The sequence below is a fragment of the Streptomyces sp. NPDC058469 genome (assembly GCF_042721125.1).
In the GTDB taxonomy this organism is placed as follows: Bacteria; Actinomycetota; Actinomycetes; order Streptomycetales; family Streptomycetaceae; genus Streptomyces.
The window spans coordinates 17,248-31,857 of record NZ_JBHXME010000060.1 but is presented as its reverse complement, the minus strand read 5'-3'; the positions used below and the strand labels follow the sequence as shown (position 1 = coordinate 31,857).

Below are 14,610 nucleotides of genomic sequence, written 5' to 3'. Positions count from 1 at the left end.
GACACGCGGACCCGTCCGGCACCAGTGGTCCCATGAACCCCCGCCAACCCGTGCTGCCATCTGCACGACGCCCCCTGGAAAGCCCCGCGCGCAGTACGGTCAGGACAGTCCCCACAGCAGGGGGTGCCCGATGCCCGCGCCCGACACGCTCGCCGCCCGTCTCACCGTTCATCTCGACGCGGCGACGCTGTGGCACCACAGGCCGGCCTACGCCGAACTCGTCCACCGCGCCCACCGCGAGGGCCTCGCCGGAGCGAGCGTCTTCCACGGCATCACCGGCTTCGGCACCAGAGCCCACCGGGCCTCGCACCACGCCGGCCACGGCCCGTGCGTCGTGATCATCGTGGACGAGGAACGGCGACTGCGCGCCTTCCTCCCGCACGTGGCCGACGTCTTGTGCGCGACGGCGGCGATCGCGACCCTGGACCGGATACGCATCCACGCACCGGACAGACCGGGGTGAATCCCGCCACCTCGCCCGGAACAGAGCGAACATGCATGCGTACGGCGCTCCGCCCGCCTACGCTCAGGCCGTGCTGCGCATCACCGACGCCCGAACCGGCGAGCCCGTCGAAGCCGCCCCCGCCCGCCGTGGCCTGACCAGGGTCGAGGCGCACGCGTCGGGCCTGGACCCCACGGCACTACGCGTACTCCTCGTCGCCGACCTCCTCGTACGCGCCCTGGAACTCGGCGGCACCCCCGTGTGGTCGCTGCTCACCGGCGAACACGAGCAGGCCGAACTCCGCGCCGCCGCAAGGGCCTTGGGCATACGGCCTTTCGAGGACGGCGGAGACCTCGGCTCCGGCCTCGGCGAGGCCCAGGTCCTCCACGTGGCGACGGCGGGCGCCGGGACAACCGGGGGAGTCCTGGTAGCCGTAGCACCCGTCGATTCGCCTACGACCGCTGCGCCCGACCTCTCCGACCCGGGCGCGCTCCGGCTCGCCCTGCTCTCGCACGCCCGGGACCTGCCGGTACGGCTCGACGCGGCGGCTCTGCACGAGGCGCGGCGGACGCTGGCGCACTGGCGCGGGTCGGTCGCCGACTGGGCGCGTCGGCCCTCGCGGCCGGTGCCCGACGAGGTGCGTGCGGAGTTGCGGACCGCCTGGGAGGACGACCTGAACGTGTCCGAGATGCTGCGGGTGCTGCGCCGGGTGGAGACCTGGCCCGACCTGCCGGACGGCGCCCGCTTCGAGACGTACGCCTACGCCGACCGGCTCCTCGGGCTCGAACTCACCCGTGACATCGGGTCGTTGGCGTGAGCGCCCGCGCCGGAGCCCGTCCCCTGCGCCGCCTGGTCGTGCTGCGGCACGCCAAGTCCGCCTGGCCCGCGGGCGTTCCCGACCACCAGCGCCCTCTCGCCCCGCGCGGGCGCCGGGACGCCCCGGCCGCCGGCATAGCCCTCGCCGAGACCGACTCCCTCCCGGACCTCGCCCTGTGCTCCACGGCCGTACGGGCGCGCCAGACCTGGGAGTTGGCCTCCGCCGAGTGGGGCACTCCGTCGCCGGTACGGTACGAGCCGGGGCTGTACGCGGCCGACGTACCGGAACTCCTCGACGCCGTCCACCAAGTACCGCCCGAGGTCGAGACGTTGCTCCTGATCGGCCACAACCCCGGCCTGGAGGAACTGGTCCTCGAACTCGCCGGCGACAGCCTCGACGACGCGCTCGACGAGGTCCGCGTGAAGTTCCCGACCTCGGCGATCGCGGTCCTGGCCTGGCACGGCCGCACGTGGCGGGACCTCGCTCCGGGCACCGCCCTGCTGACGGGCCTGACCGTGCCGAGGGGCAAGAAGAAGACGTGAAGTGGGGCCGTGTCTAAGGGACTTGGAGGAACTCCCGGGCTCCGCGCAGCCGGGTCCTGAGCTGTCCCCGCGTGGCCGTGCCTGCCAAGCGGACGTCCAGGGCGCCGGGTTCGCCCGTGCCCGCTCGGCGTCCGGCGGCCAGCCGGGCCGGGTCGAGTCCGTCGCGGCGGGCGATGAGCACGCCGAGTTCATGGCGGCTGAGGGCGTCCGGGCCGGCGAGGTGGAACATGCCGGGGCGGTCGGACACGGCGAGTTCGAGCAGGGCGGCGGCCAGATCCCCGACGTGGACCGGGCAGCGGACGACGTCGGTGAACAGGACGCCGTCGCGGGTACCGGCGGCCAGGTCGTGGACCATGCGCTCGTGCGCGGAGCCGCCGTAGCCGATGATCAGTGATGTGCGCGCGACCGCCGCGGCCGGTACCAGGAGGCGGACGGCGGTCTCGGCGGCGGCCTTCGCCGCGCCGTACGGGGTGAGGGGGTCGGGCAGGCACGACTCGTCGTAGGAGATCCGGGAACCGGAGAACACGGCGTCGCTGGAGACGTGGACCAGGCGGCAGCCGTGGCGTGCCGCGGCCATCGCCACGCGGACCGAGCCGTCGGCGGTGATGGCCCAATCGCCTTGTCCGCTCGTCGCGTTGACGACCGTGTCGGGGGCGACCTCGGTCAGCAGCTCGTCGATGTGGACGGGGTCGCGGAGGTCGAGCCGGTGCCACGTGACTCCGGGTGTTGCGTCGGGGCGGGACGAGCAGTACGTCGCCGCCGTCTCCCAGCCCGCTCCCGTCGACCGGCGTACGAGTTCCGTGCCCAGGAAGCCGCTGCCGCCGACGATCAAAACCCTTGCCACGACCGGCCGTTCAGCCGACGTGCACGCGAGGCCGGCGCTCAGGGTCCGGTTCCGCGCGGCGCAGGACCTCGCGGGTGACCGGTGCGACCTCGCCGTCGCCGAAGACGAGGAAGCGGATCAGGTGGCTGACCGGGTTGCCCTCGGTCCAGGTGAAGTAGGCGTGGGGGACCTCGCCGGTGCGGTCGCGGAGGGAGAGGAGGACGGCGGCGATCGCGTTGGGGACCGTGGGGCCCTCGATGCGGAGTCGTCGTACCCCGTACTTCTCGTCGCCGTGCACGCTGATGTCCGCCGAGAAGTCCGAGGAGTCGCGGAGGAGGACCTCCAGGAACAGCACCGGGCCGCCGTTCGGGATGTGGGTCTCCTCGCGCTGGCTGTACTCCTTGGCGCGGTACTCACGGGTGCTGTGTTCCTGCGGCTCGTTGGCGATCAGCCGGAGCGGGCCGCTGCGTGCCGCCTCGTCGACGAAACGGGACGCCGTGTCGTCGAACGTGACCTCGGCGGCGCGGAGTTCGAAGGCTCGGTGCACGCGCGAACCGAACGACGTCACCAGGATCAGCACGATGAAGATCGCCGCGATCTTGATGCCGTCGGGCCGTTCGATGACGTTCGTGACCAGCGTGTACGCGAACACGGCGGTGATCGTGCCGAACCCGAGCGTGGCCCCGCGGTGGCCCCGCTTGTGCACGGTGACCGTGGAGGCGAACGCGGCGGAGAGCATCAGCACCAGGACGCCGGTCGCGTACGCGCCGCTCTGCGCGTCGACGCTCGCGTGAAACCACAGGGTGATGAGGACGGCCGTCACCATGAAGACCAGGACCAGGGGGCGTACCGCCCGCGTCCACTCCGGCGCCATGCCGTAGCGCGGCAGATAGCGCGGTACGAGGTTCAGCAGGCCGGCGAGCGCGGAGGCGCCCGCGAACCACAGGATCGCGATCGTCGAGACGTCGTAGAGCGTGCCGAAGGCCTGGCCCAGGTGCTCGTGCGCGAGATAGGCGAGCGCGCGGCCGTTCGCCGGGCCGCCCGTCTTGAACGCGCTCTGCGGGATCAGGATCGTCGTCGCCAGGCTGGACAGCAGCAGGAAGCCGGACATGATCACGGCGGCCGTGGTGAGCAGCTTGCGGGTCTCGCGGATACGGCCCGTCGGCTTCGCGTACGTGTCCGTCGGATCGCCCTTGACCTGAGGCATCACCGCCACGCCCGTCTCGAAGCCGGACATGCCGAGGGCGAGTTTCGGGAACACGAGCAGCGCGACGCCGACCATCGCGAGCGGCGAGGAGTGCGCGGCCGTCATCGCGTCCGTCCAGTCGCCGATCTTCACCGGATGGCTCAACACCTCCCAGGCGGACACCGCGAGCACCACCACATTAAGCGAGAGATACACGCCCACCAGCACCACGGCGATCCCGATGGCCTCCCGGAACCCCTTGAGGAAGACCGCGCCCAGCGCACCGACGAGCACCAGCGTGATCCAGGTGTTCCCGCCGTGCATCCAGCCCGGCGCGAACGGGTTCTCCACGACGTGCGCCGCCGCGTCCGCCGCCGACAGGGTGACCGTGATCATGAAGTCCGTCGCCGCGAAGCCCAGCAGCACCAGGACGAAGATCTTCCCCGACCACCACGGCAGCAGCCGTTCCAGCATGGCGATCGACCCCTCGCCGTGCGGAGACTCGTGCGCCACCCGTCGGTAGACCGGCAGCGCCCCGAGGAGCGTCAGCCCGATCAGGACGACCGTCGCCAGCGGGGACAGCAGTCCGGCCGCGAGGGCGGCGATGCCCGGCTGGTAGCCGAGCGTGGAGAAGTAGTCGACGCCGGTCAGACACATGACCCGCCACCAGCGGTGACCCTCGTGCTCCGGGTCCGGGGTGGCGTGCGGGCCCGGATGCCGGGCGCTCTGCTCGCTCAGGCCGTCCAGCAGCCAGGCCCGGCAGCGGTCCGCGGCGGACCCGGAACCGCCGGACGCCGTGGTCTCCGTAGGGTCCACCTGCGCGCCGGTCATGCTGAGGACTCCCTGCGATCGGACGACCGTGCCCGGGGCCCGGGCAACGAGGAGCGAGTATCCACCACATCGTCACCCGCACCCGGACCGGGGGCGACCGACAGCGGGGCGCATAGGCTGGCCGGATGCAGGACGAGTACCGCACAGTGGCCCGCCCGGGCGTGCACGAGACCGAGGTCAACCGCTCCCGCTTCCTGTGCGCCCTCGCCCCGGCGGCCACCGAACAGGAGGCCCAGGCCTTCATCGCCCGCATCCGCAAGGAACACGCCGACGCCAGCCACAACTGCTTCGCCTACGTCATCGGCGCCGACGCCGCGATCCAGAAGGCGAGCGACGACGGCGAACCCGGCGGCACGGCAGGCGTCCCCATGCTCCAGATGCTGCTGCGCCGCGACATGAGGTACGTCGTCGCCGTCGTCACCCGCTACTACGGCGGCGTCAAGCTCGGCGCGGGCGGCCTCATCAGGGCCTACGGCGGCTCGGTCGGCGAGGCCCTCGACACCCTCGGCACGATCACCCGCCGCCGCTTCCGCCTCGCCACGGTGACCGTCGACCACCAGCGCGCGGGCAAGATCCAGAACGACCTGCGCGCCACCGGCCGCGAGGTACGGGATGTCCGCTACGGCGAGGAGGTCACCATCGAGATCGGCCTGCCGGACGCCGAGGTGGACGCGTTCCGCGCGTGGCTGGCCGATGCGACGGCGGGGACGGCGGGGCTGGAGCTGGGCGGCGAGGCGTACGGGGACGCATGAGTTGGAGCCGGGCGGCGAGGCGTGCGGAGACGCATGAGTCCCGGCGGCTCCTGATGAGCTGTCAGGAGGACCAGTTCCAGACCTGGTTGGAGCTGCCCGCGCACCCGAAGGTCTGGACCGTCTGACCGTTCTTCCCCGACTCGGAGGCCTCCGCGTCCAGACAGAAACCGTCCGGGACGCTGACCAGGGTCCCGGCGCTGCCCAGTCGCCACCGTTGCGCGCTCAGCCCGTCGCAGCTCATGGCCCGGATCGTCGAGAAGTTCTGGCCGACGGTGTCGGCGTCCAGGCAGTCGTGGCTGCCCTGATTGACCACCAGATACTGGGAGTTGCGCCCGGGTACGCGGAACAGCGCCCACTTCTGCGGCGCCGTGCCGTTGCACGCCCACACCTGTACCGCGGTGACATGGGCGTCGAGACACCGGGCGACATCGACGGCGTGGACGCTCTCGGTGACGGTCACCGAACCGGCCTGGACCGGCCCGCGCGGCGTGCCGTACAGCAGCTTCGCGGTCTGGGCGTCGACCGTCCCGCTGGCGGGGGTTCCGGCCTCGGTCTGGAAGACCTTCAACGCGTCGACCGTGGCCTTCCCGAACTCGCTGTCGACCGTGACGTGCAACCCGTAACCGGCGAGGAGGAGTTGGAGCGCCTTGACGCAGTCGCCGTGGGAGCCCGAGATGAGTTCGGCGACGCAGGAGGGGAGCCGGATGTCGAGGTCCGCGGGATCGCGGGCGATTGGCGCGTGCGACGGGCTCTGCGACGTCCCGACCTTCGTGGCCGACGCGGATGCGGCCGTGCTGGGCGAAGTGCTCGGCGCCGAGGGCGAGTTCTCCGGTACGACGGCTGTCGGGGGTGTCCCCGGTCCTGGACCGGCCGACGTCCCGCTGTCGTCGTGATGGAGCAGGAGCAGCGTCGCGGTGATGCTGCCGGCGACGAGGACGGCGGCAGCGGCGACCGCGGCCACGATCAACCTCCCGCGTTTTCCAGGGGTGTTCGTGTGTTTCCCGGGTGCGGCGGGCGGGGCCGGGGGCGTCGCGGCGGGCTGAGCGGCGGGCCGTTCGAGTCCTTCGAGCCGGCCGAGTCCTTGGAGTCGTTCGGCAGGGGCGGGTCTGCGCCGGGAGGGAACCCGTGGTGGGTCGCCGACGGGCGTGGACAACTGATGTCCGATGGCCGTCCTGAACACCGCCTCGGGTAAGGGCCGCAACTCCGGGTCCTTGTCCAGGCAGGTGCGGATGAACGCGGCCAACTCCGCGTCGACGCCCGCGACTTTGTCGAGGACATCCTCCCGAGGCGGGTCGAACGCCACCCGGTGCAGCACGTCGACGCCCGTGCCCTCGCCGAACGGAGCCTCCCCGGCGACGGCGTAGGTGAGCGTGGAGGCGAGCGAGAAGACGTCGGAGGCGGCGGTCACCTCCTGGCCGCGGACCTGCTCCGGGGACATGTAGGCGGGGGTGCCCACGTTCTGGCCGGTGGCGGTGATCGAGGTGCCGTCGCCGGCCTGGACGACACCGAAGTCGATGACGCGGGCGCCGTCGGCCCCCAGGATGACGTTGGACGGCTTGAGGTCGCGGTGCACGATCCCCGCACGCCAGATCGCCTCGATCGCCCGTCCCACGTCGGCCAGCAACCGCCAGGCCGCCGCCGCGTCGACCGGTCCGCGCGCGTCGATCAACTCCGAGAGGGTGGGCCCGGGTATGTACTCGGTGGCGACCCACACCAGATCTTCGTCACAGCCGCTGCCCAACAGCCGTACGATATGAGCCCCTTGGATCCGGTCCAGCGCGCCGACCTCGCGCTCGAAGCGCTTCCGGAACTGCGGGTCCTCCGCGTACTCGGGCCGGATCACCTTCACGGCGGCCGGGCCCGTGGTGCCGGTGGCGTCGCGGCCCAGATAGACGCGGCCCATCCCGCCACTGCCGAGCACTGACATCAACCGGTACGGGCCCGCCTGCCGCGGGTCGCTCTTCCGCAGCGGCACCACGGGAGGCGGCTCCATCCCCGCCGCCGCATAGGCCATCGTTTCGGACCGACCGCGGTACTCGACTGGCATGGGAACCCTGTGTCTCTCGCGTGGTGCGTGGTGACGTGACATTAGCGCAGCACATGTGTGCGACACGGGAGTTGGGGTTTTCCACAGCCGGCGGCCCCCCACGTGGGATCGCTGTCTCCCGGCGGGCGAGGAGTACCGACAGCCATGGCCGACGAGCGGGTCGTCATCGTCACCGGTGGAGGCACCGGCATCGGCCGCGCGACCGCACGGTCGCTGCGTGCCGCCGGACACCACGTCGTCATCGGCGGCCGACGTCCCGAGCCCCTGCGCGGCGTCGCCGACGAGACCGGCGCACTGGCCCACCCCGTCGACATCACCGACCCAACAGCCGTGCAGGGCCTGGTCGTTACGACCGTCTCGCGCTTCGACCGGCTTGACGGACTGGTTCTCAACGCGGGCGTCGGACGCGGCGGCGCGGTCGGAGACCTGACCGACGAGGCGTGGGAAACGGTGATGCGGACGAACGTGACCGGCTCCTTCCACCTGCTCCGCGCCGCCCTCCCGCACCTCCTGGAGACACGCGGCGCGGTCGTCGCCGTCGCCTCCGTCTCCGCCCTGCGCAACGGAACGGCCAACGCCGCCTACGCCACCTCCAAGGCGGCCCTCCTCCAACTGTGCCGCTCACTGACGGTCGACTACGGCCACCGGGGGCTGCGCGCCAACACGGTGTGCCCCAGCTGGACCCGCACGGAGACGGCCGACCGCCGGATGACCCGCTCCGCGGAGGAGGCGGGACGGGGCGGCGGGGTCACGACGGTGGATCCGGGAACGGTGGGATTCGACTTCGGTCTCCAGCGCCGTGACGGCGGTCACTGATCCGAGCATTGTGCATATTTCCTGCCATAAGGTCTCGAATGCGTGGGAACTCCGAGGTCAATGGTGGTTCAGGGGTCGACAGGCGCTAGCGTGGTGGCCCGATGAGACTGCTGCACACTTCCGACTGGCACCTGGGCCGGGCGTTCCACCGCGTGAACATGCTCGGGGCCCAGGCCGACTTCGTGGGCCACCTCGTCGCCACCGTGCGTGAGCGCGCCGTGGACGCGGTGGTCGTGTCGGGAGACGTGTACGACCGGGCGGTGCCGCCGCTGGCCGCGGTCGAGCTGTTCGACGACACCCTGCACCGGCTCGCCGACCTGGGTGTGCCCACAGTGATGATCTCCGGGAACCACGACTCGGCCCGCCGCCTCGGCGTCGGCGCCGGTCTGATCGACCGCGCCGGTATCCATCTCCGCACCGAGCCGTCGGCCTGCGGGACGCCTGTGGTGATTCCGGACGCGTCCGGCGACGTGGCCTTCTACGGACTGCCGTATCTCGAACCCGCCCTGGTGAAGGCCGAGTTCGGGGTCGAGAAGGCGGGCCACGAGGCAGTCCTCGCCGCCGCCATGGACCGCGTCCGCGCCGACCTCGCCGGCCGCGCACCCGGCACCCGATCCGTGGTCCTCGCGCACGCCTTCGTCACCGGCGGCGAGGCCAGCGACAGCGAGCGGGACATCACCGTCGGCGGAGTCGCCGCCGTACCGGCCGGTGTCTTCGACGGCGTCGACTACGCGGCGCTGGGGCATCTGCACGGCTCCCAGACGATCACCGGACGCGTGCGTTACTCGGGTTCCCCGCTGCCGTACTCCTTCTCCGAGGCCGATCACCGCAAGAGCATGTGGCTCGTCGACCTGGACGCCGAGGGGACCGTCACCGCCGAGCGCCTCGACTGCCCGGTACCGCGCGAACTCGCCCGTATCCGGGGCACGTTGGAGGACCTGCTCGACGATCCCGACCTCGCGCGGCACGAGGAGGCGTGGGTCGAGGCGACACTCACCGACCCGGTCCGCCCGGACGACCCGATGGCCCGGCTCACCGAGCGCTTCCCGCACACGCTCAGCCTCGTCTTCGACCCCGAGCGGGGCCCCGACGACCCCGACGTGTCGTACGCCCGGCGCCTCGCGGGCCGCAACGACCGTGAGATCGCCGACGACTTCGTGGCCCACGTACGCGGCGCCGGTCCCGACGAGCGCGAACAGACCGTGCTCCAGGAGGCGTTCGACTCGGTGCGCGCGGACTCGGTCGTACGGGAGGTGGCGCCGTGAACGCGCGGCGGGGTGCGGTGGACGCGCGGCGCGGTGTCGGCTTCACGCCGCGCGTGGGAGAAGAGGGTGGTCGCCGGTGAGGCTGCATCGGCTCGACATCACCGCCTTCGGGCCCTTCGGTGGTTCGCAGACCGTCGACTTCGACGAGCTGTCCTCCGCCGGGTTGTTCCTGTTGCACGGGCCGACCGGTGCCGGCAAGACCTCAGTCCTCGACGCCGTGTGCTACGCGCTCTACGGCTCGGTGCCCGGTGTCCGTCAGTCCGGCCAGGGGCTCACCCTGCGCAGTGACCACGCGGCGGTCGGCACGCGCACCGAGGTGCGGCTCGAACTGACCGTCGCCGGAAGGCGGTTGGAGCTCACCCGGCAGCCGCCCTGGGCACGCCCCAAGAAGCGCGGCACCGGCAGCACGCTGGACAAGGCGCAGAGCTGGCTGCGTGAGTACGACGCCGCGGCCGGCGCCTGGAAGGACCTCAGCCGCTCGCACCAGGAGATCGGCGAGGAGATCACCCAGCTGCTCGGCATGAGCCGGGAGCAGTTCTGCCAGGTCGTGCTGCTGCCCCAGGGGGAGTTCGCGCGTTTCCTGCGCTCCGACGCCGAGGCGCGCGGCAAGCTGCTCGGCCGGCTCTTCGACACCCACCGCTTCGCCGAGGTGGAGAAGCGGCTCGCCGATCGGCGCCGTGCCACCGAGGCTCAAGTCCGTGAGGGCGACGCCGAGTTGCTGGCCGACGCGCACCGTATGCAGCAGGCGGCCGGTGACGCCATGGAGCTGCCGGACCTCGCCCCGGGCGAACCCGGCCTCGCCGACGAGGTGTTGAGCGCTGCGGCCGTCGCCCGCAGTACCGCACGCGAACAACTCGCCGTCGCGCACAGTGGGCTCACCGCCGCGGAGTCCGCTCAGGTCGCCGCCGATCGTGAACTGGCCGACGTACGTGAACTGGCGCGGCTGCAACAGCGGTTCGCTCAGGCGCGGGAGCGGGCCACGCTCATGGAGGAGCGGGCCGACGGCTACCAGCAGGCGCAGGCGCGGATGGAGCGGGCCCGGAAGGCCGAGGCGGTGGCGCCGGCGCTGGATCTGCGGGAGGCCGCCGACACCGAACACCGGGACGCCGCCCGGGCCGAGTCGCGCGCGCGTGACCTGCTGCCGGACACCTTCGCGGGAGCCGGCGCGGCCGGGCTCGCCGCCGCCGCACGCCGGGCCGCCGAGGAACTGGGCGGACTCGAGTCGGCCCGCCGCGCCGAGCAGCGGCTCACCGAACTCGGCGTGGAGCGCGCCGAGTTGGACCGCCAGGAGCGCGCCGACGAGGACGTACGGCAGGAGGCCGAGGCCTGGCTCGCCGAGTGGGACACCACCCGTGCGGGACTTCAGGCGCGGATCGAGTCGGCGCAGGAGGCCACCACCCGGGCCGAACAGCTCGGCGTCCGGCGCGAGCCCGCCGAGCGGCGACTCGGGGCGGCTCGGCAACGGGACCAGTTCGCCGGTGACACGGAGGACGCCCAGCGGCAGGTGCTCGTCTCCGCCGAACGTGCCGTCGAGGCTCGCGCCCACTGGCTCGACCTCAAGGAACAGCGGCTGAACGGCATCGCCGCCGAACTCGCCGCCCACCTCACCGACGGCGCACCCTGCGCCGTCTGCGGAGCCACCGAACACCCCGCCCCCGCACGCAAATCCGCCGGACACGTCGACCGCGCCGCGGAGGAGCAGGCCCTCGCCGCCCACCAGCGCGCCGAGGAACAGCGCACCGAGGCCGAGCGGCGCCTGGGCGTCGTACGGGAAGCCCTCGCCGCCGCCACCGCCGAAGCGGGTGACACGCCGACCGGTCAACTCGCCGACGAGGTAGCGGAGTTGGAGCGGCTCTACGAGCAGGCGCGCCGGGACGCGTCCTGGCTGCACCCCGCGACCGAGGAGCTGCGCCGGGCCGAGCAGGAGCACGAGCGGCGGACCACGATCCAGCAGCAGGCCGCCCTGCGAGCCGCCTCCCGTACGACCCTGCGCGACACCCTGGACCGCGAACGGACCTCCCTGGAAGGGGAGTTGGCGCAGTCGAGGGGTGCCGCCGACAGTGTGGCCGCGCGCGCTGCCCAGCTGGAGCGGCAGGCCGCGCTGCTCACCGACGCGGCCGATGCCGTCCGCACCGCCGAGGACACCGCACAGCGGCTGAAGGACGCCGACGCCCGGCTCGCCGACGCCGCCTTCCGTGCTGGCTTCGACACGCCGCAGTCCGCTGCCGCCGCCCTCCTCGACGACACCGCCCATCGCGAACTCCAACGGCGCCTGGACGCCTGGCAGTCGGAGGAGGCCGCCGTACGGGCCGTACTGGCGGAAACCGACACGGCGGCAGCCGCGCAGCAGGCCCCCGCCGATCTGGATGCTGCGGAGCGTGCCGCGACCGCGGCCGTTCAGCGGACCCGTGACGCGGCCTCCGCGCGCGACGCTGCGGCCCGGCGCTGCGCCGAACTCGACCGGCTCTCCGCTCGATCGGCCGCCGGGGCGCGTCAACTGGCGCCGCTGCGCGAGGAGTACGACCGGGTGGCCCGCCTCGCCGCCCTCACTGCCGGCACCTCGGCGGACAACGAACGCCGGATGCGCCTGGAGTCGTACGTCCTCGCCGCCCGCCTGGAACAGGTTGCCGCCGCCGCGACCGTACGGCTGCAGCGCATGTCGTCCGGGCGTTACACGCTCGTCCACTCCGACGACCGGGCCGGGCGCGGGCGTAGCGGACTCGGGCTGCATGTCGTCGACGCGTGGACCGGGCGGGAGCGGGACACGGCGACGCTGTCCGGCGGTGAGACCTTCTTCGCCTCGCTCGCCCTCGCGCTCGGGCTCGCGGACGTGGTCACCGACGAGGCCGGCGGGGTCCGGCTCGACACCCTCTTCATCGACGAGGGCTTCGGCAGCCTCGACGAGCAGACCCTCGACGATGTCCTCGACGTCCTCGACTCCCTGCGTGAACGGGACCGCAGCGTCGGCATCGTCAGCCACGTCGCCGATCTGCGGCGGCGGATCCACGCGCAGTTGGAGGTCGTGAAGGGGAGGGACGGGTCGGCCGTACGGCAGCGGGGGCAGTGAGGTCTATGAGACCCGTCAGACCCGTCAGACCCGTGAGGTCAGTGACCCAGGGGTCGGCGGGGGAGCGGTGAGGAGTAGACGACGCTGGTGGTGACCGATCCCAGGGCGCCGATCTTCCCCGACACCTCCTCCAGGTGGCGCATCGAACGGGCCGCGACCTTGATCATGAAGCAGTCGTCGCCCGTGATGTGATGCGCCTCCAGGATCTCCGGCGTCGCCGCGACCAGGTCGTGGAAGGGCTTGTAGTTGCCGTTCGGATAGCGCAGCCGCACGAACGCCAGGATCGGCAGGCCCAGCCGATCCGGGTCGACGACCGCCGCGTAGCCCTGGATCACCCCCGCCTCCTCCAGCCGCCGCACCCGCTCGGTCACCGCGCTCGCGGACATGGAGACGGCCCGGGCCAGCTCGGCGAAACTGGCCCGGCCCTCCCGCTGGAGGACTTCGAGGATGCGCCAGTCGGTGGCGTCAGGGGAATACGCGGTCATGGCTGATGAATAGCAGGGGAATCCCCGGCCGATCAAGGGGTACGGCGGGGATCGTCCCTTCAGCGGGCCGGTCGGCGACCGTAGATTTCTCGACGTAGAGATGCAGAGATGCAGAGACGTAGAGATGCAGAGACGTAGAGACACCTCAGCGAAAGGCCGGATCATGAGCAGCAGTACTGTCGTCAACCCTGTTCTACGGGTCGCCCCCGCCGCTCCCTCTGCGGCCGCCGCCCACTTCCGTGCGGGCCTCGCTTTCCATGCCGACGTGTCCGACGTGGCCGGCGCGCTCGCGGCCGGCGGCGCCCCCGGCTTCGTCGTCCTCGACTCACGCTCCACCGAGTCGTGGGACCAGGGTCACGTCCCCGGAGCGGTCCACCTCCCCACGGCGCTCATCCCGGTGCAGGCCGAGGATCTCCTCGACAAGTCCGTGCCGGTCGTGACGTATTGCTGGGGTCCGGGGTGCAACGGCGCCACACGAGCCGCCCTCGCGCTCGCCGAACTCGGGTACCAGGTCAAGGAGATGCTCGGCGGGTTCGAGTACTGGGTGCGTGAGGGCTTCGAGTTCGAGACGTGGGAAGGGCGTGAGCGGAGTGCGGTTGATTCGTTGACGGCGCCGGTCGACGCGGGTGACTGTGGCTGCTGATTCCTGGACGGTGGCCTTCAACTCGGCTCCCCGGAAGGCGAGTTCGTACGACGGCCGCCGACGCGCGGGTCCTTCGAACCGTGGACATGTGGGATCGCTGTGCGTGTAGGTTCTGCCCATGGCGCGATACGCGGAGCCGGGAACGGCGGTGCAGTGGGTGGAGTCGGGCGGCGGACCGCTCATAGCGGTGCCGGAGACGGTGCTGCCGTTCTGGACGGGAGCCGACGGCGACGAACTTGCCTCGGACTACGACCGGGCGTGCGAGGTCGGTGGATACGCCGGCCTGCTGCCCGTGGGGGACAGCGCCGCGCTGGTCCTGGGGGACGATCCCGCGTCGACCTCCTTCCTCCCCGAACACGGCACGTTCGTACGGTGGTCCGCCGCGAACTCCGAGGACGAGGTGCTGGCCGGCATCCCCGCCGCGCTCGCCGGCGCGACCTGGGAGAACGAGGTGCAGTGGGATGTACCGGGACCGGTCGTCCTGTTCGACTCGGCGTGGCCCGGGCGGGATTCGGAAGGCACGGAGCATCTGAAGGTCGACCTGGAACCGGGCCGCTACGCCGTCCGCGCGGGGCAGGCCCAACCGGGCCCGGAGACCTGGCTGGGACTTGTCCAGCTGCGGCGACTTTCCAACTGACGGGTGGTTGAAGGAGCTTCGGCACCTGGTGTCGGATACGGACGGCGACCGGGTCCCCGAGACTGCCGGGTGGCTGACGGGATTCAGTGCCCGGCGTCAGACACGGATGGCGCGACCCCGTTTTGAACTGAGCGGTGGCTGACCGGACTTCAGGCCCTGCGTCAGATGTGAACGGCGGCCGTGTCCCGAAAAGTGACGAGTGGCTGAAGGGGCTTCAGTGCCCGGCGTCAGCCCTGGCGCGCTCCCGTCCCGAAACT

General features: G+C 72.0%; 13 protein-coding genes. 9 read left to right on the top strand and 4 right to left on the bottom strand.

Annotated features, from left to right (window positions below):
• The first annotated feature begins 130 nt into the window (after positions 1–130).
• The 3 genes from ACFWP5_RS24905 to ACFWP5_RS24895 are packed head-to-tail and all read left to right on the top strand — an operon-like array spanning position 131 to position 1,801.
• A complete protein-coding gene (locus tag ACFWP5_RS24905; protein WP_384160547.1) occupies positions 131–463 on the top strand; it encodes a DUF190 domain-containing protein in 333 nt (110 codons plus the stop codon).
• 31 nt (positions 464–494) lie between these two features.
• Entirely contained in the window at positions 495–1,259 is a 765-nt protein-coding gene (locus tag ACFWP5_RS24900) for a hypothetical protein (protein WP_384160544.1), read from the top strand.
• Entirely contained in the window at positions 1,256–1,801 is a 546-nt protein-coding gene (locus ACFWP5_RS24895) for a SixA phosphatase family protein (RefSeq protein WP_384160541.1), read from the top strand. Before ACFWP5_RS24900 ends, ACFWP5_RS24895 begins: the two co-directional genes overlap by 4 nt.
• Before the next feature lie 13 nt (positions 1,802–1,814).
• On the opposite strand, the gene ACFWP5_RS24890 is transcribed toward ACFWP5_RS24895, so the two are convergent.
• Both ACFWP5_RS24890 and ACFWP5_RS24885 read right to left on the bottom strand, forming a co-directional pair.
• A complete protein-coding gene (locus ACFWP5_RS24890; protein WP_384160539.1) occupies positions 1,815–2,645 on the bottom strand; it encodes an SDR family oxidoreductase in 831 nt (276 codons plus the stop codon).
• 10 nt (positions 2,646–2,655) lie between these two features.
• Entirely contained in the window at positions 2,656–4,641 is a 1,986-nt protein-coding gene (locus ACFWP5_RS24885; RefSeq protein WP_384160536.1) for an amino acid transporter, read from the bottom strand.
• 125 nt (positions 4,642–4,766) lie between these two features.
• Here ACFWP5_RS24885 and ACFWP5_RS24880 point away from each other — a divergent pair, with 125 nt between their 5' ends.
• Positions 4,767–5,393: a YigZ family protein gene (locus ACFWP5_RS24880; protein ID WP_384160533.1), complete on the top strand. Its 627-nt coding sequence runs from the start codon at positions 4,767–4,769 to the stop codon at positions 5,391–5,393.
• Between the two features lie 61 nt (positions 5,394–5,454).
• On the opposite strand, the gene ACFWP5_RS24875 is transcribed toward ACFWP5_RS24880, so the two are convergent.
• Positions 5,455–7,371, bottom strand: coding sequence for a protein kinase (locus tag ACFWP5_RS24875; protein WP_384160530.1), 1,917 nt, complete (start codon positions 7,369–7,371; stop codon positions 5,455–5,457).
• 213 nt (positions 7,372–7,584) lie between these two features.
• Here ACFWP5_RS24875 and ACFWP5_RS24870 point away from each other — a divergent pair, with 213 nt between their 5' ends.
• The 3 genes from ACFWP5_RS24870 (at position 7,585) to ACFWP5_RS24860 (ending at position 12,588) form a co-directional block, all read left to right on the top strand.
• Positions 7,585–8,256 carry an SDR family NAD(P)-dependent oxidoreductase gene (locus ACFWP5_RS24870; protein ID WP_384160527.1) on the top strand — a complete coding sequence of 224 codons (672 nt, stop codon included), beginning with the start codon at positions 7,585–7,587 and terminating at the stop codon, positions 8,254–8,256.
• Between the two features lie 101 nt (positions 8,257–8,357).
• Positions 8,358–9,521: an exonuclease SbcCD subunit D gene (locus ACFWP5_RS24865; RefSeq protein ID WP_384160524.1), complete on the top strand. Its 1,164-nt coding sequence runs from the start codon at positions 8,358–8,360 to the stop codon at positions 9,519–9,521.
• A gap of 76 nt (positions 9,522–9,597) precedes the next feature.
• Positions 9,598–12,588 (top strand): AAA family ATPase, encoded by a 2,991-nt coding sequence (locus ACFWP5_RS24860; protein ID WP_384160521.1) that lies wholly within the window; start codon positions 9,598–9,600, stop codon positions 12,586–12,588.
• A 38-nt stretch (positions 12,589–12,626) separates the two neighbouring features.
• On the opposite strand, the gene ACFWP5_RS24855 is transcribed toward ACFWP5_RS24860, so the two are convergent.
• Positions 12,627–13,073 (bottom strand): Lrp/AsnC family transcriptional regulator, encoded by a 447-nt coding sequence (locus ACFWP5_RS24855; protein ID WP_384160518.1) that lies wholly within the window; start codon positions 13,071–13,073, stop codon positions 12,627–12,629.
• Positions 13,074–13,236: 163 nt separating this feature from the next.
• Between ACFWP5_RS24855 and ACFWP5_RS24850 the strand changes: the two genes are divergently transcribed.
• Together ACFWP5_RS24850 and ACFWP5_RS24845 are read left to right on the top strand one after the other, a co-directional pair.
• Positions 13,237–13,716, top strand: coding sequence for a rhodanese-like domain-containing protein (locus tag ACFWP5_RS24850; protein ID WP_384160515.1), 480 nt, complete (start codon positions 13,237–13,239; stop codon positions 13,714–13,716).
• Positions 13,717–13,834: 118 nt separating this feature from the next.
• Entirely contained in the window at positions 13,835–14,353 is a 519-nt protein-coding gene (locus tag ACFWP5_RS24845; protein ID WP_384160513.1) for an immunity 21 family protein, read from the top strand.
• Positions 14,354–14,610 lie beyond the last annotated feature (257 nt).

Excerpts from the sequence above, each read along its gene's own strand:
- ACFWP5_RS24855 (WP_384160518.1), bottom strand. The coding sequence starts at position 13,073 with ATGACCGCGTATTCCCCTGACGCCACCGACTGGCGCATCCTCGAAGTC.
- ACFWP5_RS24850 (WP_384160515.1), top strand. The coding sequence starts at position 13,237 with ATGAGCAGCAGTACTGTCGTCAACCCTGTTCTACGGGTCGCCCCCGCC.
- ACFWP5_RS24880 (WP_384160533.1), top strand. The coding sequence starts at position 4,767 with ATGCAGGACGAGTACCGCACAGTGGCCCGCCCGGGCGTGCACGAGACC.
- ACFWP5_RS24905 (WP_384160547.1), top strand. The coding sequence starts at position 131 with ATGCCCGCGCCCGACACGCTCGCCGCCCGTCTCACCGTTCATCTCGAC.
- ACFWP5_RS24845 (WP_384160513.1), top strand. The coding sequence starts at position 13,835 with ATGGCGCGATACGCGGAGCCGGGAACGGCGGTGCAGTGGGTGGAGTCG.
- ACFWP5_RS24900 (WP_384160544.1), top strand. The coding sequence starts at position 495 with ATGCATGCGTACGGCGCTCCGCCCGCCTACGCTCAGGCCGTGCTGCGC.
- ACFWP5_RS24865 (WP_384160524.1), top strand. The coding sequence starts at position 8,358 with ATGAGACTGCTGCACACTTCCGACTGGCACCTGGGCCGGGCGTTCCAC.
- ACFWP5_RS24885 (WP_384160536.1), bottom strand. The coding sequence starts at position 4,641 with ATGACCGGCGCGCAGGTGGACCCTACGGAGACCACGGCGTCCGGCGGT.
- ACFWP5_RS24870 (WP_384160527.1), top strand. The coding sequence starts at position 7,585 with ATGGCCGACGAGCGGGTCGTCATCGTCACCGGTGGAGGCACCGGCATC.